The 16,295-nt window shown below is 60.2% G+C and carries 17 protein-coding genes and 1 tRNA gene; 10 read left to right on the plus strand and 8 right to left on the minus strand.

All coding sequences use genetic code 11. The features are described 5' to 3' along the window. Positions 1-270: 270 nt before the first annotated feature. Positions 271-903, minus strand: coding sequence for a TVP38/TMEM64 family protein (locus tag KBY49_RS07735; protein ID WP_254934226.1), 633 nt, complete (start codon positions 901-903; stop codon positions 271-273). 84 nt (positions 904-987) lie between these two features. On the opposite strand from KBY49_RS07735, the gene KBY49_RS07740 reads away from it, so the two are divergent. Genes KBY49_RS07740 through KBY49_RS07750 form a run of 3 tightly spaced genes read left to right on the plus strand, consistent with a single transcriptional unit; the run spans position 988 to position 3,966 of the window. Beyond that, positions 988-2,073 (plus strand): efflux RND transporter periplasmic adaptor subunit, encoded by a 1,086-nt coding sequence (locus KBY49_RS07740; protein WP_254934227.1) that lies wholly within the window; start codon positions 988-990, stop codon positions 2,071-2,073. A 14-nt stretch (positions 2,074-2,087) separates the two neighbouring features. After that, the gene (gene devC, locus KBY49_RS07745) at positions 2,088-3,239 is read left to right on the plus strand and encodes an ABC transporter permease DevC (protein WP_254934228.1); all 1,152 of its coding nucleotides are present in this window, start codon (positions 2,088-2,090) and stop codon (positions 3,237-3,239) included. Between the two features lie 13 nt (positions 3,240-3,252). After that, entirely contained in the window at positions 3,253-3,966 is a 714-nt protein-coding gene (locus tag KBY49_RS07750; protein WP_254934229.1) for an ATP-binding cassette domain-containing protein, read from the plus strand. 30 nt (positions 3,967-3,996) lie between these two features. Here KBY49_RS07750 and KBY49_RS07755 read toward each other — a convergent pair whose 3' ends face one another. Genes KBY49_RS07755 through KBY49_RS07765 form a run of 3 tightly spaced genes read right to left on the minus strand, consistent with a single transcriptional unit; the run spans position 3,997 to position 8,109 of the window. After that, positions 3,997-6,837: a valine--tRNA ligase gene (locus KBY49_RS07755; RefSeq protein WP_261346435.1), complete on the minus strand. Its 2,841-nt coding sequence runs from the start codon at positions 6,835-6,837 to the stop codon at positions 3,997-3,999. After that, a complete protein-coding gene (locus KBY49_RS07760) occupies positions 6,797-7,645 on the minus strand; it encodes a hypothetical protein (RefSeq protein WP_254934231.1) in 849 nt (282 codons plus the stop codon). The genes KBY49_RS07755 and KBY49_RS07760 overlap by 41 nt, the downstream gene beginning before the upstream one ends. A gap of 26 nt (positions 7,646-7,671) precedes the next feature. Further along, entirely contained in the window at positions 7,672-8,109 is a 438-nt protein-coding gene (locus KBY49_RS07765) for a protein phosphatase (RefSeq protein WP_254934232.1), read from the minus strand. Positions 8,110-8,189: 80 nt separating this feature from the next. Between KBY49_RS07765 and KBY49_RS07770 the strand changes: the two genes are divergently transcribed. Next, positions 8,190-8,444, plus strand: a complete 255-nt coding sequence (locus KBY49_RS07770; RefSeq protein WP_254934625.1) for a hypothetical protein — start codon at positions 8,190-8,192, stop codon at positions 8,442-8,444. Between the two features lie 53 nt (positions 8,445-8,497). On the opposite strand, the gene KBY49_RS07775 is transcribed toward KBY49_RS07770, so the two are convergent. Then, positions 8,498-8,998, minus strand: a complete 501-nt coding sequence (locus KBY49_RS07775; protein ID WP_254934233.1) for a glycosyltransferase family 32 protein — start codon at positions 8,996-8,998, stop codon at positions 8,498-8,500. Positions 8,999-9,377: 379 nt separating this feature from the next. Next, positions 9,378-9,449: transfer RNA gene (locus tag KBY49_RS07780), tRNA-Val, on the minus strand. Between the two features lie 26 nt (positions 9,450-9,475). Between KBY49_RS07780 and KBY49_RS07785 the strand changes: the two genes are divergently transcribed. From KBY49_RS07785 to mazG, 4 genes are read left to right on the plus strand one after another with little or no spacing between them, the layout of a single operon-like run. After that, entirely contained in the window at positions 9,476-10,441 is a 966-nt protein-coding gene (locus tag KBY49_RS07785; protein ID WP_254934234.1) for a lysophospholipid acyltransferase family protein, read from the plus strand. A gap of 5 nt (positions 10,442-10,446) precedes the next feature. Then, complete coding sequence (locus tag KBY49_RS07790) at positions 10,447-11,223, plus strand: hypothetical protein (protein WP_254934235.1); 777 nt, start codon at positions 10,447-10,449, stop codon at positions 11,221-11,223. A 26-nt stretch (positions 11,224-11,249) separates the two neighbouring features. After that, positions 11,250-11,735 carry a DUF2227 family putative metal-binding protein gene (locus KBY49_RS07795; protein WP_254934236.1) on the plus strand — a complete coding sequence of 162 codons (486 nt, stop codon included), beginning with the start codon at positions 11,250-11,252 and terminating at the stop codon, positions 11,733-11,735. Between the two features lie 18 nt (positions 11,736-11,753). Next, on the plus strand, positions 11,754-12,668 hold the full coding sequence (gene mazG / locus KBY49_RS07800) for a nucleoside triphosphate pyrophosphohydrolase (protein WP_254934237.1): 915 nt from the start codon (positions 11,754-11,756) through the stop codon (positions 12,666-12,668). Between the two features lie 18 nt (positions 12,669-12,686). Here mazG and arfB read toward each other — a convergent pair whose 3' ends face one another. Beyond that, the gene (gene arfB / locus KBY49_RS07805; RefSeq protein WP_254934238.1) at positions 12,687-13,118 is read right to left on the minus strand and encodes an alternative ribosome rescue aminoacyl-tRNA hydrolase ArfB; all 432 of its coding nucleotides are present in this window, start codon (positions 13,116-13,118) and stop codon (positions 12,687-12,689) included. 59 nt (positions 13,119-13,177) lie between these two features. Here arfB and KBY49_RS07810 point away from each other — a divergent pair, with 59 nt between their 5' ends. Together KBY49_RS07810 and speE are read left to right on the plus strand one after the other, a co-directional pair. Continuing rightward, positions 13,178-14,887 (plus strand): hypothetical protein, encoded by a 1,710-nt coding sequence (locus KBY49_RS07810; RefSeq protein ID WP_254934239.1) that lies wholly within the window; start codon positions 13,178-13,180, stop codon positions 14,885-14,887. A gap of 25 nt (positions 14,888-14,912) precedes the next feature. Next, a complete protein-coding gene (gene speE, locus KBY49_RS07815) occupies positions 14,913-15,797 on the plus strand; it encodes a polyamine aminopropyltransferase (protein WP_254934240.1) in 885 nt (294 codons plus the stop codon). Between the two features lie 4 nt (positions 15,798-15,801). Here the strand turns inward: speE and KBY49_RS07820 are convergent, their stop codons facing one another. Further along, a complete protein-coding gene (locus tag KBY49_RS07820) occupies positions 15,802-16,200 on the minus strand; it encodes a Crp/Fnr family transcriptional regulator (protein WP_254934241.1) in 399 nt (132 codons plus the stop codon). Positions 16,201-16,295 lie beyond the last annotated feature (95 nt).

Genomic DNA, 16,295 nt, shown 5'->3' on the forward strand with positions numbered 1-16,295 from the left:
CGCTTAGTAAGTTAAAAGCTGCTTAAGACCCGCTGGCCATCAAGCTTTTGTCATCCTAAGCACATTTCTATGATTGATAAAATACATTTCTGAAGCAATGGCTAGCCCCAATAAGGTCCCTCGATAGGTCGCCTACAATTAGATCAAAACCGCCTGCGGCCGGGCCAAATACGACGAGCTCGCCCAAAGGCCCGGGGCCCTGGCCAAGCTGCGGCTGGCCTGGTTTGTGTTGATTGCGGCGCTGAGGGATTGGCGCCTGAGTAATCCTGATCAGCCCGGCGGCTCTGCCTCCTGAAGGGCGCGGCGGGCTGCTTTGCCCACCAGCACCACTATTGCAATTGTCGCCCCCAGGCCCACCACCCGCAGGGCCCAGGTGGCTGGATCGGCGCGGCCGGAGAGCACCTCCCCAAAACGGGCCACATCGCCCGCGAGGGCACCGAGGCCGCAAAACAAAATCGTGCCCGGCAGGATCCCGATCAGGCCAATCGAGTAGTCGCGCAGGCTCACCTCACTGAGCCCATAGGCGAAGTTGAGCAGGCTGAAGGGAAAGGCCGGCGAAAGGCGGGTCAACAAAACCAGTTTCAGGCCCTCCCGGCTCACGGCCTGCTCCACCGACTGCAGCTTGGGTACGGCCGCCAGCCTTTTTCGGGCCCAGTCGCGCAGCCAGGTGCGGCCCAGCAAAAAGGCAGCTTCTGCCCCCAGGCAGGCCCCCACAAACACAATCAAACTTCCCCACCAGGGCCCATAGAGGGCTCCCGCCAACATCGAGGCCCAGACCCCCGGGAGCAAAAGGGTGACCCAGAGGGCATAGAGGGGCACAAAAACCGCTGCGCCTAGGGGAGACTGCAGGGCAGGCAAGAGCTGATCCAGCAGGCCGAAACCATTGATCGTGGCCGCATCCATCCTGAAACCTTCCCCCAACAAATCAGCCCCTTAAACCGTAGCGATAGACAGGGCCAAGCCCCAGCCCTATAAGAAATCCAGGGCATGGCAAATCCAGCAATGACAAATCCCCAGCCGAGCGGTCGCAAGGGCGGCGGCCCCTGGCCGTGGGTGGCTGGTCTCCTGGCCCTGGTACTGCTGGCCGGGTTGGGTACGCGTCTATGGCAGAAGCGCGAACAAACCAAAGAGGAGGCCCGCCGGGCCATCCCCCTGCTTCCACGCCAGGTGTCAGCCATCGGTCGGATCGAACCCCTCGACGGCATCAGCCAGGTGTCGGTGCCCAGTTCCCTCAGCAATGACCGGGTGCGTGAAATCCTGGTGAAGGAGGGTCAAGAGGTGCGCAAGGGCCAGCCCCTGGCAGTGCTGGAAAGCCTCGACACCCTCGAAGGAAGCGTGCGCAAATCCAAGGCGGCAATCCGCGTCGCCGAAAGCAAGCTGGTCTCCCAGGACAGCGTCATTGCCCGCTACCGCGCTGACCTGCGCCAGGCCAGCGCCGAAGCCAGACGATCGGAGCAACTATTCAAAGCTGGTGCCACCAGTGCCAACAGGGTTGAGCAACTCCAGGCGGATGAAAGCAGTGCCAAGGCCCAGTTGGCCGAGGCAATTGCCAGCAAAGGCACCCTGGTGGAAGAACTGCGGGAAAGTCGGACATCCCTCGAGAAAGACCAGGTAGAGCGGAACAAAGCCACGGTGCTGGCCCCCTTCTCAGGCACTGTGTTCAAGCTGCATGTCCGTCCGGGCGACAAGGTTGGCGAGGAGGGGCTGCTGGAGATGGGGGACAGCAGCCGAATGGGCGTCATCGCCGAGGTGTATCAGAGCGATCGGCCCATGGTTGCCCTGGGCCAAAAGGTGACTATCACCGCCGACGGCTTTAAGGGCCGGCAGGTGCAAGGCCAGGTGGTGGAGATAGCCCGAGAGGTCAGTCGCCAGAGCGTTTTCAGCGGCCAGGCCGGCGAAAATCTGGACCGGCGGGTGCTGGAGGTGAAGATCGCGCTCCCTAAAGAAGCTTTGGTAATGGCCAGCAACCTCAACTATCTGCAGGTAAACCTGCTGTTTGCTCCATTAACTGCCCCCCAAAGGGCTCGCCAGGAAGCAGCCCGCAAAGCCCTGGAAGCGAGCACCAGCAGATGAGACCCCCAAGGGCCTTGAACCGCATCCCCCTGGCCTGGCGCCAAACCAGCCATCGGCCGATGCGCCTATTCGCTGCCATCGCGGGGGTGAGCTTCGCCAACGTGCTGGTGTTCTTCCAAATGGGGCTGGCCAGCGGGCTCTACGCCAGCCAAAAGCGACCGCTACAACTGCTGACTGGCGAGCTGGTGATGGTCAGCCGTCGATACACAAACCTGGGGGAGCCCCTCAACATGCCCCGCAGCCGCCTGGTCCAGGCCCTGGGCGTGCAAGGGGTCAAGGCAGTGACGCCGCTGTACATAGGCAAAACCAACTGGCTCAACCGCGACAGTCGCGAGAAAAAACAGGCGCTGATTTTCGGACTGGCCCCAGAGAACCCTGCCCTGGGCATACCCGAACTGGCCACAGATAGCAGCAAGCTGCTGAGACCGGATGGCCTATTCTTCGACACCCTTTCAAAAAAGGCCGCCGGTCCGGTGGCCCAAATAGTGGCAACAGAAGGTTTTTATGACACCGAACTAAATGGCAAGCGGGCAGTTGTAAACGGGATCTTCAGGATGGGCCTTACCTTCTCAGCCGACATCAACCTGCTCACTTCCGCCAGCAATTTCAAAAACTGGTTTCCAGATCAAACCAGTGATGACATCCAGCTAGGGGTAATTCAATTGAAAGCGGGGGTTAGCCCCCAGCAGGTGCAAGCAACCCTGGCCAACTTCCTTGATCCCTCGGTGAAGGTGCTCACCCTCAAGGAACTGGAAGCCATAGAAGTAGAGCATTGGCGAAACAACACTTCCTTCGGACTAATTTTTAACCTCGGGGTACTAGTTGGCCTAGTAGTGGGGGCAATTATCGTCTACCAAATTCTCTATTCCGACGTAAGTGATCACCTGCCCGAATACGCGACCATGAAAGCCATGGGCTATGGCGATGGCTTTGTGGTCGGCATCATTGTTCAGGAATCCCTGCTATTGGCAGCCCTGGCTTTTCTACCCAGCCTGCTGTTGGCCATGGGGCTCTACGCACTCCTGTTTCGCGCCACATCGCTGCTGATTGCCATGACGCTCGAGCGGGCTGTAACTGTGTTTGCCCTGACCCTGGCCATGTCAGCTGGATCGGGCTGGTTGGCCACCGGCAAGTTGCGAAGGCTGGATCCGGCCGACATTTTCTAATGGCCCCTATCTGATGGCCCCTACTCAAACTGCGCCCAACCCCGAAATTCGCATCGAGGTAAACCATCTCGACCACTGGTTTGGAAAGGCTGAAACCGCAAAGCAGGTACTCAGCGACATCAACCTGACGGTGCACGCAGGCGAAATAGTGATCCTCACCGGTCCGTCGGGCTCAGGCAAGACGACCCTTCTGACCATGCTCGGGGGATTGCGGGCCGCCCAAAGCGGCAGCCTCAAGGTGCTGGGGGAGGAGTTACTAAATGCCGATAACACCAGCCTCACCCGGCTCAGACGCCAGGCGGGCTTCATCTTTCAGGCCCACAATCTGCTGCCTTACCTCACGGCCCAAGAAAACGTCCGCTTTGGCCTGGAGGTCTCCCCTGAGTGGTTGGGGCGGGGTAAGGCGGCCATGGATAAATGCTCTGCCGCCATGCTCGGCGAAGTGGGGCTGGCGGAACGGCTCACCTACTACCCAGAAAAACTTTCCGGGGGCCAAAAGCAGCGGGTGGCCATTGCCCGGGCCCTGGCCCCCAAGCCCAGCCTGCTCTTGGCCGATGAACCCACCGCCGCCCTCGATAAAACATCTGGCCGTGATGTGGTCGACCTATTTAGGCGCCTGGCCGATCAGCACGGGGCTGCCATCGTGATGGTCACCCACGACAACAAAATTCTCGACATAGCTGATCGGATCGTGAACCTCGAGGCTGGCCAGTTGGTGGACAATTAAGGCGTGATCTCTGAGCCGGTGAAGGGTGCCTCAGCCCAGATCCCCTAGGCGGCTGCGGGCAAGATCCGCCTGGGTTTGGGCCTCGGCCAGGTTGGCTTTGCACTCGGCCACCACCTCTGGCGGGGCCTTATCGGCAAAATTTGGGTTGGCCAACCGGCCCGCCAGCCCTGCGATCTCCTTTTCGGCCTTGGCCAGATCTTTTTCTAGGCGCCCTTTAAGGGCATCGAGATCCACCAAACCCTCAATCGGTAACAGCACCTGCAATTCACCGCTCACCGCCGCCAGGCAGCCGGGCAGGGCGGGGGCCTGGGCGAGCACCTGTACCGATTCCGCCCTGGTTAGGGAAGTGATATCAGCCGTTGCCTCCTCCAAAACAGCTGCAAGCTCTCCGCGACCGGTCACAAACACCACCGGGGCCGACTGGGCTGGCTTTAATCCGGCCAAGGCCCGCAGGTTTCGCACCACCCGCACCGCCTCGATCAGTTCGGCAAAAGACGCCTCCAATTCCCCATCTAAGTCAGCCGTATGCACCGCAGGCCAGCTCTGCAGGGCCAAGAAGGTGTCCGCTGGCAAGCCAGTCAGACCATGCCAAAGCTCCTCACTCAAGTGGGGCATCAGGGGATGGAGCATCACCAAGAGGTCGCTAAGTACCTTGGCGAGCACCTGCCGTGCCACCCGCTGGTCGGCGAGGGCTGCGGGGCTGGGGTTCTCACCGGGGTTGAGGCGGCTCTTAAGCAACTCGATCGTCCAGTCGCAAACCTCATTCCAGGCGAATTCATAGAGCCCCTTGGCTGCCTCGCCGAGGCCATAGGTTCCGTAGCGTTCGGCCGTTTCCTGGTTGACCCGAGCCAGGCGAGAAAGGATCCACCGGTCGGCCAACTTCAGTTCGGCAGGATCCACCTCACCCAGTGAGCTTGGGGTCTCGCCGCCCAGATTCATCAGGGCGAAACGGGTGGCATTCCAGAGCTTGTTGGCGAAGTTACGGGTGGCCTCCACCGTGGCTGAGGTGTCGCTTTTGCGGTCGTAGTCGAGGCGGATGTCCTGGCCTGCTCCTGCCACTTCACGCACCAGGGCAAAGCGCAGGGCATCGGCGCCGTAGCGATCAATGAGCAACAGCGGATCGATGCCGTTGCCGGCGCTCTTACTCATCTTGCGGTTTTGCTCATCACGCACCAGGCCGTGGATGTACACATCCCGAAAGGGCATCTGACCCGTCAAGGCGCCGGCCATCATCGTCATCCGGGCCACCCAGAAAAAGATGATGTCGAAGCCAGTCACCAGCACGCTGGTGGGATACCAGCGCTGCAAATCGGCAGCATCCGCATCCGGCCAGCCGAGGGTGGAGAAGGGCCATAGACCGCTGGAGAACCAGGTGTCGAGGGCGTCTGGGTCCTGCTCTAGAGCCAAGGGCTGGCCGCCAGCCGCAGCGGCCGCAGCAAATTGCTCGCCAGCCTTTACCCAGGCCTCCGCTTCGCTCCTGGCCACCACAAATGGGGTGCTGTCAGTGATTTCGCCGCCGGTTTCACTGACTACAAACCAGGCGGGAATGCGGTGGCCCCACCACAGCTGGCGGGAGATACACCAGTCGCGGATGTCCGTGAGCCAATCGCGATAAACCTTGGTCCAGCGCTCCGGCACAAAGCGGGGATCGGGCCCAGTGGCGGAGGCATCCAGGGCCTCACGGCAGAGGGCCGCCAGGGGTTCGGTTTTGACAAACCACTGGGTGGAGAGCAGGGGCTCCACCGGCACCTTGCCGCGATCGGAAAAGGGCACGCTGTGGCGATAGGGCTCCACCTTGACGAGAAAGCCCTCCGCCTCCATCGCAGCCACCACTGCAGTTCTGGCCTCAAAGCGATCCAGGCCGGCAAAGCGGCCGGCCGCTTCGTTCATCGTGCCGTCCTTGGCCATCACCGTGATCAAGGGCAAGCCATGGCGCTGGCCGATGGCGAAGTCGTTGGGGTCATGGGCGGGGGTCACCTTGACGCAACCCGTGCCGAACTCCGCCTCCACGTGCTCATCGGCCACGATCGGAATCTGGCGCCCCACCAAGGGCAGGGTGAGGGTCTGGCCCACCAATCCGGCATAGCGGGGATCCTTCGGGTTCACCGCCACGGCCGTATCCCCCAGCAGGGTTTCGGGACGGGTAGTGGCAACTTCCAGGTGGGTGCGGCCATCGGCACAGGTGCCGGCGCTCAGGGGGTAGCGGAAGTGCCAGAGGTGGCCGTCCACCTCCTTCATCTCCACCTCCAGGTCACTCACCGCCGAACCGGAGGCCGGACACCAGTTCACCAGGTATTCACCCCGATAAATCAACCCCTGTTCATGGAGGCGGTTAAAGGCCTCAATCACCGAGCCACTGCAGCCGGCATCGAGGGTGAAGCGCTCCCGCCGCCAATCGACCGAGTAGCCCAGGCGCCGCAGTTGGCCCACGATCGTGCCGCCGCTCTCGGCTTTCCAGGCCCAGGCCCTCTCCAGGAAGGCCTCCCGCCCCAGCGCCTCCTTGGACTGGCCATCGGCCTTGAGCTGCTTTTCGAGAATCGTCTGGACGGCGATCGAAGCGTGGTCGGTGCCTGGCAAACACAGGACGTTTTTGCCCTGAAGACGCTGGAAGCGCACGATCGTGTCGATCAGGGCCGTGTTGAAGGCGTGGCCCATGTGCAGGCTGCCGGTGACGTTCGGCGGCGGAATCACCACGCTGAACGGCTCCCCAGGGGCTTGGGGGTCGGGGTGAAAGGCGCCACTACTCTCCCAAGCCTGCTGCCAGCGGCTTTCCGTACCCGCCGGGTCATAGGTCTTCGGCAAGGCCTCAGTCACGGCAGGGCAATCGCAATCAGCCCATGCTCTCAAAGGGGGGTGCCGCCCCAGAGCCATCTCGCATCACTTCGATCCGTCGTACGGCCGCGGCCAAGGCGTCCAGGGACACATCCTCAGCCGAATGGGGATCGCCAAAGCCAAAGGGATTGTCGAGGTCGACCACTAGGCGAATCAGGAAGATCAACAGAAATGCAATTACGGCCAAAAAGAAAAGGGCCTCAGGCAGGGTGCGCACGGCCATGAAAACAAGGCCAAAACACAACAGGCCCGTGCCCAAATTGGCCAGCCAATAGACCAGGGGCACAAAGGATGTTTCCCGGATCGTCTCGACCCGGTTGGCCAACCTCAAGATATTCGCCATTTCGGCCACCAGCCGGGCCTGGAGCGTGGCATTGCCCTTGAGCAAGACCGAAGCTTGCACCACCGAGCCATAAACGCGGTGAAAAAGCTGCATGAACTGCTCCGTAGTGATGCGCGTCAGCAGCCAGGCCACCATGCCCTCGGCCAAATCGGCCACCGCCACCAAATGCCCTTGAACAGCGGCTGCAGGGTTGTGGGCAGAAATGGCTTGGATCTCTAGGCCAAGCACCTCCAGGGAGGTGGCAATTTCAGCAGGTAGTTTTTCGCTCTCCTTGAAATCAGACAGCACCCCATTGAGCAAAAAACCGAGCAAAAAAACCGTCGATGCCACCACCGAAGTGAATAGGGGCGTCACCTGAATTGTTTCCCAACCAAGGGCATGCACCAGGACCTTGGCCCCAGCCAAGGCCTGGATCATCAACAACACCCTCGCCAGCATTTGGATCCGGCGCCTGCGGGCAATGCGGTGGCGGTTGGCCACAAAACCTTGGGGGAGGGTCGACACGGCCAAAATCTCCTACCAGGTCATTATTATCTAAGCCAGGGCACGGCCACGGCCCGATCGAGCTGCTGCCAGCGATCCCGGTCGGCCACCACAAGTTCAATGAGGCCCGCCTGCTCAAGGGCCCCAGCAACCAGATCGGGGGCCAAGGGTCCCTGACCAAGGGCCAGGGGCAACACCAGCACCTGCTGCTCAGCCGGATCGCCCATCACCTGCAGCTCAAGGGCCACCAGCTCCCGCTCAAAAAACACCCGTCGCATTCGAGCCGCCAGCACCGGGCCCAGGGCCGCTCCAAACTCCTCCAGGCTGTCCTGATCGCCACTGCAACCGCAATTCAAGGAAAGCCAAATCAGCAATTTGGCCCAGCTGTCCACACTCCACAGGGGCTGGAAGCTCTCGCGGTGCTCGCGCACCAGCTCCGCCAGGGCGAAATCAAGGAGGGTGGCCTGCAAACGGGTGGTGTCCATCACCCCATCCTGGGCAACGGATGCTGCAACTTTGCAAGCAAACCGGCAAACTGCATGCACAACCCAATGGAGCAGGCGGCATGGCCATCGATCTCAACGATCCCGACCTGGAATTTGCCGACCTCGTCTACGCCTACCAGAGCTGGGTAATGGCGGTCATCAATGACGAAAAACTAGGGGGTGAAACCCTGCTCACCGATGACATCGCCGACGATGCCCTCAATGCCATGCGCTTCCTACCCGGCGAAGTAACCAGCGCCATCGAGACCAGCTTGGCGCGTGTCTACGACGTGGATGCCGACGAACTGGCCAGCCTGCTATTCCCGGAAGGATGAGGTGGTACCTTCACCCCCCAGCTCAGGAGACTAGTGCTGCTAGAGCATGGATCCTAGCGGGGACGCACTGCGGCCCTTGTTTTCTTTGCAGTAATCCAATGTCCGTCGACATTATCAATATATTGAAAATATTTATTTGTGAAATTCCCATGCAAACAAACTTCCTCCATACGCAGCACATTGCAGCTTGAACCAGCAAGAACATCGTCCATAACGCCAGGGCCTGTTATGTGGTAAACATTATTAGTTTGAACATCTTCAATTCGACGAAGCACCTCGTCGATCAGCAATTTTATCCAGGGGTTGCCTGGTGAACTGGCAAGAAAATAGTTAGTAAAGCGACCATCTTTTCCGACTAAAAATATTTCACTGGGATCGTCCCTTAAAAGAGAATTTACTGGCCAGACCAAATGGGCATCGACATCCATATAAATTCCCCCCTCCCGATAAAGCACCAATAGGCGCCACAGATCTGCCCTAGCTGCGCCAATGGTCAAACGGCTAAAACAATCTTGAATACGACCCTGGAAATGATTACCAACGAATATATCCATCTCCTCATCGGATACGCAGTGATAGGAGCTCGATCCAGCAAGTAGGCGATTGCAAAAATAATTTAACTTCACTGGTATTGCCACCCTTCTTGTGAAGTTAGTTTGCCACAGAACTGGGCTTATTTGGCGTTGGCTTCTACGAAAAAATATGGCCTGGGAACTAGACGGAATCAAGGCTCGCCACCCAGGGCTAGCTATATAAACTACCCGGATCAACCCTTTGCAAAGATTGCCTACAAACTTCAAACACCTACCCAGTATGTAGGCTGGATAATTGTGCACTCTTCCAATAGAGTTACCAAATCGATTCGCGGCCGTCATGGCACCAGTGCATCCAGCCTGGCTAAGGGAGGCATAGGATCTAAATAAACAAAAATGATGCCCGATGCCGGGTTCGAACCAGCGACGTCCTGCTTGTAAGGCAGGCGCTCTACCGCTGAGCTAATCGGGCTTAACGCCAATATACATCAATAGGCCATGGCCAAAAAACGAGCAAATTACCGCACCCGCTTCTGGCAACAGATCGTCTGGAAAGGCGAAGCCACTGTTACCAGGCTGCTGGTGATGCTGCTGCAGGGCCGCTCCCACCGAACCATGCGAAAAGGAGTCCGCTGGGCCCGCCAGCTAGCCACACCGGCCCTTGGCAAAAGACTCGCCACCGCCAATTCAAATTTAGCCCTGGTCTATGGCGACCAGTTGACAGCAAAGCAGCGGCAATCAATCGCAGCTACATCCCTAGATAGTTTTTTTCTTTCCTGCCTCGAATCGATTATTCAGCCGATCGAGCCCCCGTTAATTGACGTGGACGGAGAGGGCCTGGAAGATCTATTTAAGGCCCAAGCGAGGGGCCAGGGGCTAATAGTGGGATCGCTACATCTTGGCTGCTGGGATATCGGCCTACGTTGGCTTAGTCAGCATCTAGACAATCTCGTTGTGGTATACAGACCAGCCAGAAATCCCCACAGTGATGCGGTCCTAAATGCGGCTCGCAGAAGCAATAGCAATTGCCAGTGGGTGTCCCAATCTGACACCAAAAAGATACTTTTATGCATCAAAAACGGCGGAAGTCTCGTGATGATGACCGATCTCTATACCCGCAGCAGCAGCGCTCCCCAGGCAGACTTCCTTGGCCTCAACACCAGGGTCGCCAAAGGGCCCCTAGCCCTTTCCCAAAGGGCGGGTTGTCCGCTGTTTCCCGTGGCCCATGTGAGAACAGATAACGACCGCTTTCACTTCAGCTGCGGCAAACCCTTAATCCCCACCGACTCCAGCAGCGATCTCAGCGACCGGGCCAATGCCCTAAGCCTTTGGCAGGAAACCTGGATTAACACTTACACTGAGCAGTACTACTGGATAAACCGCCGCTGGCGCTCCAATGACGGCAGTGGGCAACGCCTAAGACCCAGCGGGCCTGTGGCAGAAAGAGCCTTGCGACGCGCCTAACCCCCATGGCCGAAGTAATTACGCCAATAATTGCCACTGTCCACGTCGGCAGTCAATACCCTGATCAATGGGTAGGCAAGCTAGCAAGATCGGTCGCAAAGCATGTAAAACAGCCCCATACTTTTACAATCTATACCGACAAAGTGGCCGCCAACAACTTTGAATGCACAGAATTCAGCCACCAAATAATCGAGCTGGTCGATATCGAAGCGAATCAACTACTCGGATATTTTGCAAAGTTAAGGCTTTTTGACCAACGCCTGACGGGAGTCCAGCCGTTTCTATATCTGGATCTGACCCTTGTTGTCAGAAACAGCTTAGATCCCCTAATTGAGGAGGGTCAATCAAGCCAGGCAAGCTTGATTGGGGTCGCAGACTGGAACTATCCAATTCTTAATTCCTCCGTACTTTGGATTAAACCCAGCCCAGCCACCCAGGAAGTCTGGACAGCATGGTGCGAAGAGCGCTACGACAAATCACATTTTCCAGGCGATCAGAACTTTATTTTCAAAGTCTTCCAAGATAAAAACAATGAAGAATTGCGATATTGGCCAAGTGAATGGATTAGTTCATATAAAGTTCTCCTCAAAACAGCAAACAAAAACCGCCAATTAGCTGCCACAAAACTGAACCAATCCTTGATTCTAAAATTCCATGGCAAACCCAAAATGGATAGCGTTCTGGCTGCCTTGCCGCCACTATCAATCGTGCTTCGCTATCCGCTCAAGCCCTGGCTCTGGCGATACCTGAGGGCAGAACTAAAAAGCGATTGGGGCAATTGATTTGTCGCTGAAGCCCTACTGAAACCATGGCCAGCGGACGCCAACACGATCGCGCCACCTGGCTACTCAGCCTCCCCTTTGGCCTGCTCTGGGGGCCCTGGCTTGGCCTGGCGGGCATCGGCAGCGCCGGTTTGGGCTTTCTGCTGGGGGGCCTGCTGCTTTCGCCCGATCTAGACACCCGCTCAAATCCCACCCGCCGCTGGGGGCCCCTCAAGCTGCTGTGGTGGCCCTACCGGAGCCTGCTCAGCCACCGCTCGCTCTTTTCCCATAGTCCCCTGCTGGGGAGCGGCCTGCGGTTGGCCTATCTGCTGGCCATGCTGCTGATGATCTGCGCGCTTTTGCATCCCTGGGGTGCACCCAGCCCGGAATCCGTGCTGCGCGAGATCCACCAGCTCTGGCTGCAGCAAAGGCCGCTAGTAATTGCTGCGCTGGTGGGGGTGGAAGCCAGCAGTTGGCTGCACCTCATTCAAGATGGCGATCCCATGCCCCGCCTGCCAAAGGTGGGAAGGTGAGGCAAATTGGCCGCCGCCATGAGTAGCCCGCTTCCCCCCTTGCCCGATTCGAGCCCAACGGCAAGCCCAACGGCAAGCCTGGCGGCCGTGGCGAGGCTGATTGATGTGGTGGCCCAGCTGCGCAATCCAGATAGTGGTTGCCCCTGGGACCTGGAGCAAACCCACGCTTCCCTCATTCCCTACGTGCTGGAGGAGGCCCACGAAGTGGCCGATGCCATCCGCCATGGCGATGACAGCCACCTGGCAGAAGAGCTGGGCGACCTGTTGCTGCAGGTGGTGCTCCATGCCCAAATCGCCAGTGAAGAAAACCGTTTTGACCTAGCCGAGATTGCAATCGGCATCAGCGAAAAACTGGTGCGCCGCCACCCCCACGTGTTCGCCGGTGCAGAAGCCGCAGACAGTGCCGCAGTCAGAGCCAGCTGGGAAGCGATCAAGGCCGCCGAAAAAGCCCAGCTGCCAGCGATGTCATCTGCCAACGCATCCGCCACCAAATCAGCCAGCCCCCTGAGCGATCGCCTGGCGGGCAAGGTGCGCGGCCAAGCCGCCCTGGCTGGCGCCATGACCATCTCAAAACAGGCCGCCGCAGCGGGCTTCGAATGGGACGACATGGCAGGGGTTTGGGCCAAGGTGAACGAAGAGCTCGACGAACTCAAGGAAGCGGTGCAGGAAGCCCTTAGTTCCGGCGACAAAGCGCATGCCCAGGAGGAATTGGGCGATCTGCTGTTCACCCTGGTGAACGTGGCGCGCTGGTGTCAGATCTGCCCTGAAGAGGGCCTGGCCGGCACCAACCAGCGATTTCTGGATCGCTTCTCCCGGGTGGAAGCTGCCCTGGGCGGCGAGCTGGGCGGCCGCTCGATCCGCGAACTGGAGGGCCTGTGGCAGCAGGCCAAGGCCCAGATTCGGGCTGAACGCGATGCCCCCACTAGCCCCTAAACCCCGGTCAACTTCCCCTCAATCCTCCGGCAGCTGAACCCGGCCGCTGCGCTGGCCCTTGATGGCGCTGCGTTGTTTTTTGGCTGCCAGGCGCCTTTCCTTAGAGCCCCGGGTCGGTTTGGTGGCTCGTCGAGGCGGCGGCGGCGGCTTGATCGCCTCCTGCAACAACTCCACCAAGCGGCGCTGGGCAGCCACCCGGTTTTGCCATTGGGAGCGGTGCTCGCTGGCCGCAATCACCACGCAGCCATCAATTAGCCGGGTCTCCAGCCGCCCCAGGGCCCGGGCCTTGAGCAGCAGCGGCAGGGCAGCAGAGGCCACCAAATCAAAAACCAACTCCACCCGCGAGTCGGTGGTGTTCACGTTCTGACCGCCCGGACCGGAGGAGCGGGAGAAGCGCCAGCGCAGCTCCGTAGCTGGGATAAGCAGGCGAGGGCTGAGCTGCAGATCCACTTACAGAAATCACTGCCCGCTGCCAGCATGATCGCAGCGCCATCACATCGGCAATCTCCATGGGCCAGGGTTCCCGCTACGACCAGCTCCATCGCAGCATCGTAATCCGAGCCGACATCTACGGCGGCGCGAGCAGCAAACCCCGCATCCTGGCGGCTGGGCTTGGCTTCGAGGGCATCACGGGGATCCCAGGCCTGGTCAGCGAAAACCAGATCGGCCTGGCCGAGGCGGCGGGCGCCGGGGTGGTGCAGGAGCTGCTGGGGCTGGATCCAGCCGCACCACTGCGCAACATCACCTCAGGCACGGCGCCGTCAGGGGTTCAACTCGGTGGCTTCAGCAACGCCATGGCGACGCAGACCTTCATGGATGCGATGCCGATCGAATTCAGCCATCCGCTGCTGCCAAGCACGGTGCTGCCCGAGAACTTCCGCATCCACCTCAACACCGGAGAGGTGGTGACACCGCTCTATGTGGCCCAGAACCCAAACCTCGACTTCAACGAGCGGCAAACCGTGGTGGCCTTCGGTTATTTCGCGAACCGGCTCCCAACCGGAGATCCCAGTGCCGTGCATCCAGTGCGCTTCGAGGTGGTCAATGGCGGCAGTAACCCTGTGCAGCTGATCACCCCAAGTGGCTTGGTGGACGGCACGGGCCTGAGCAAGAGCAGCAACAACCCCTACGACCCCTTCAACGGCCCCACCCTGGTGGGCGCCAAGCTCAGCCGTCTCTCACTGGCTGGGGATTACCCAGCGCCGGCCTTCACCAACTCCGTAGCCAACCATGGAGTGGAGTACTACGGCACCAGCGAAAAGCTCTACCGGCTGCGCCTGTTCACCTCTGGCGGCTTCTCCCCTGATGGAGTTAGCGGCTTCCTGCCCCAGGAATTTGCGCGCTTCTTCCAGCTGAAAGCTCAGGGGCGATTCCGGAAAGCGATCACCATCGACAAGGCCGGCACCAACGTCAAGGTGAAGGGCGGGACGCTCCAGGTGCTGGGCATCGCCGACCTCGGCAACGGCCTCTCTGCCAACCCCGACTACACCTACGCGGAAGACCACGACAACCAGTTCGACATCATCATCAAGGCCTCGAGTCCCAAAGCGATCCGCGCCCTAGAGGCCGTCGTGTTGCCCGATCCACGCCTTGGCACCCACAGCCCCATCTACAACCCCGGCGGTCCCGGCACCGATCCCCTGCCCGCCTACCGCTACACCCAGCCCTCACCAGGCCAGACCATCGCTGTGGAGTTCGCCCTCGAGGATCCGGCCACGGTGAGCTGGGCTGATCAGAGCCTGGCCTCCTACGACAGCGCCGATGACCTGGCGGTGGCCTTTCGCCTGCGTGATTCGATCACCGGCGAATGGCGCCTCACCAGCAGTTCCAGCCAAGCCAACAGCTTGGTGAGCTCCGGTAACTGGCAACTGGTGAACGTGCCCTTTGCCACCAACCCCAACGACAGCTACGTGGCGAATGTGGTGGAGCTGCGCAGCAGCAACCGCAACGACACCGTGTATTCCGCTGATCCAGGCCAGATCAGCCTGCTGGAGAGAGCCGGCTACAACAACCAAGGCACGGTCTTCACTGCCTACAACAAGCCTCTGCAGGGACTCGATCCGATGTGGCAACTGGTCTCACCCAATGGCCAGCACGCCATCACCGCCTCCCTCGACGAGCGGCGCCACTGGCTGGAGCAAGGCTGGCGAAACGATGGCATCGCCTTTTACAGCGTGGCCTTTCCGAACGCAAGCACAACACTCGGATGGGAGGCTTAGCTGTACCGAGATTTAGCCAAAACCCGTGAGTCCGTCACCCGTCACCACCTCCGGCTGGCCCATCTCCAGCCCTAACTGGATCGACGAAACCTTCGATGGCGTGCGCTACGGCCTGGAAGGCCGAGTGATCGCCGAGCAGCAATCGGCCTTTCAAAGGGTGACGATCATCGAGAGCGCGCGCTACGGCAAGGGCCTGCTGCTGGATGGCTGCTGGATGACCGCCGAACGCCAGGAGCGGCATTACCACGAAGCAATCGTGCACCCGGCCCTCTGCGCCGCCGAGACGCTCGAGCGGGTGCTGGTGATTGGTGGCGGCGACGGCGGCACCGCCCGCGAATGCCTGCGCCACAAGGGCGTGCGCCAGCTCGACCTGGTGGAGATCGATGGCCTGGTGGTGGAGTGGAGCCAGCAGCACCTGCCCAGCATTGGCGGAGGCTGCTGGAGTGATCCCCGCCTCCAGCTCACCGTGGGCGATGGCATCGCCTGGGCCGCCAACGCAGCCGATGCCAGCTACGACGTGGTGATAGTCGATGGCTCCGATCCGGCCGGTCCGGCCGAGGGCCTGTTCAACCGCGCCTTCTTTGAACACTGCCGGCGCATCCTCAAGCCCGGCGGCGTGTTCGCCACCCAGAGCGAATCACCGGAGGCCTTCCGCCACGTGCACATCGACACCGTGCGCCTGATACGCGAGGTATTCGGCCACGCCGATCCGATGTATGGCTGGGTACCGATGTACCCGAGTGGCTGGTGGAGCTGGACCTTCGCCGCCACAGACGGCCGCCGGTATCTGCAGCCGGATCCCGCCCGCGCCGCGGCCGTGGCCTGTGGCTGTGAAATCTGGAGCCCCCGCTGGCAGGGCGGCGCCTTCGAGGCGATCCCCGCCTATGTGGAGCGGGCCCTAGCCGAATAGGGCCCTAGTAACAGCAGGTGCCGCTGGTGCGCTGCTCCCGCAGGCGCTCGTGCTGCTGGCTGATCAGCAACACCGCCAGGGTCGGGTGGTTGTGCAGGAGGTTTAAGAAACGCAGTCGGTCCAGCCGCACCACCTCCACCGGGGTGAGGGCTACGGCCTCGTTGCGGTAGGTCCCCTCGTGCCAAACGATGTCTTGATAACTGAAAACCTCACCGGGCCGATAACAGAGCTTTTCGCCCCCTTCACCAATCACCTCGACGATGCCGCGGCGCATGCCATAAATCGCTTCAGCCGAGCTGCCGCGGCTAAAAACCTTGGCTCCGGTGGGCAGGGTGATGACCTCACAGTCGACTTGGGCTGCCATCAGCTCAAGAGCGGTGTTGATGGCCAGGGATGCAACCAATCCTTCAGCTCCGATAGAAAGTTATTACTCACCTATTACATTCCTCCGGGCCCGACACCGGTGCCTCAATGGCAGCAAATGGCCAAATTCGGCCA

It is taken from the genome of Cyanobium sp. WAJ14-Wanaka (assembly GCF_024345375.1).
Taxonomy (GTDB): domain Bacteria; phylum Cyanobacteriota; class Cyanobacteriia; order PCC-6307; family Cyanobiaceae; genus Cyanobium_A.

Bases quoted from the DNA above. Each gene is read 5' to 3' on its own strand.
- KBY49_RS07735 (WP_254934226.1), bottom strand. From the start codon at position 903: ATGGATGCGGCCACGATCAATGGTTTCGGCCTGCTGGATCAGCTCTTG.
- KBY49_RS07740 (WP_254934227.1), top strand. From the start codon at position 988: ATGGCAAATCCAGCAATGACAAATCCCCAGCCGAGCGGTCGCAAGGGC.
- KBY49_RS07750 (WP_254934229.1), top strand. From the start codon at position 3,253: ATGGCCCCTACTCAAACTGCGCCCAACCCCGAAATTCGCATCGAGGTA.
- KBY49_RS07755 (WP_261346435.1), bottom strand. From the start codon at position 6,837: ATGGCTCTGGGGCGGCACCCCCCTTTGAGAGCATGGGCTGATTGCGAT.
- KBY49_RS07765 (WP_254934232.1), bottom strand. From the start codon at position 8,109: ATGGACACCACCCGTTTGCAGGCCACCCTCCTTGATTTCGCCCTGGCG.
- KBY49_RS07770 (WP_254934625.1), top strand. From the start codon at position 8,190: ATGGCCATCGATCTCAACGATCCCGACCTGGAATTTGCCGACCTCGTC.
- KBY49_RS07775 (WP_254934233.1), bottom strand. From the start codon at position 8,998: ATGGATATATTCGTTGGTAATCATTTCCAGGGTCGTATTCAAGATTGT.
- KBY49_RS07785 (WP_254934234.1), top strand. From the start codon at position 9,476: ATGGCCAAAAAACGAGCAAATTACCGCACCCGCTTCTGGCAACAGATC.
- KBY49_RS07790 (WP_254934235.1), top strand. From the start codon at position 10,447: ATGGCCGAAGTAATTACGCCAATAATTGCCACTGTCCACGTCGGCAGT.
- KBY49_RS07795 (WP_254934236.1), top strand. From the start codon at position 11,250: ATGGCCAGCGGACGCCAACACGATCGCGCCACCTGGCTACTCAGCCTC.
- mazG (WP_254934237.1), top strand. From the start codon at position 11,754: ATGAGTAGCCCGCTTCCCCCCTTGCCCGATTCGAGCCCAACGGCAAGC.
- KBY49_RS07810 (WP_254934239.1), top strand. From the start codon at position 13,178: ATGGGCCAGGGTTCCCGCTACGACCAGCTCCATCGCAGCATCGTAATC.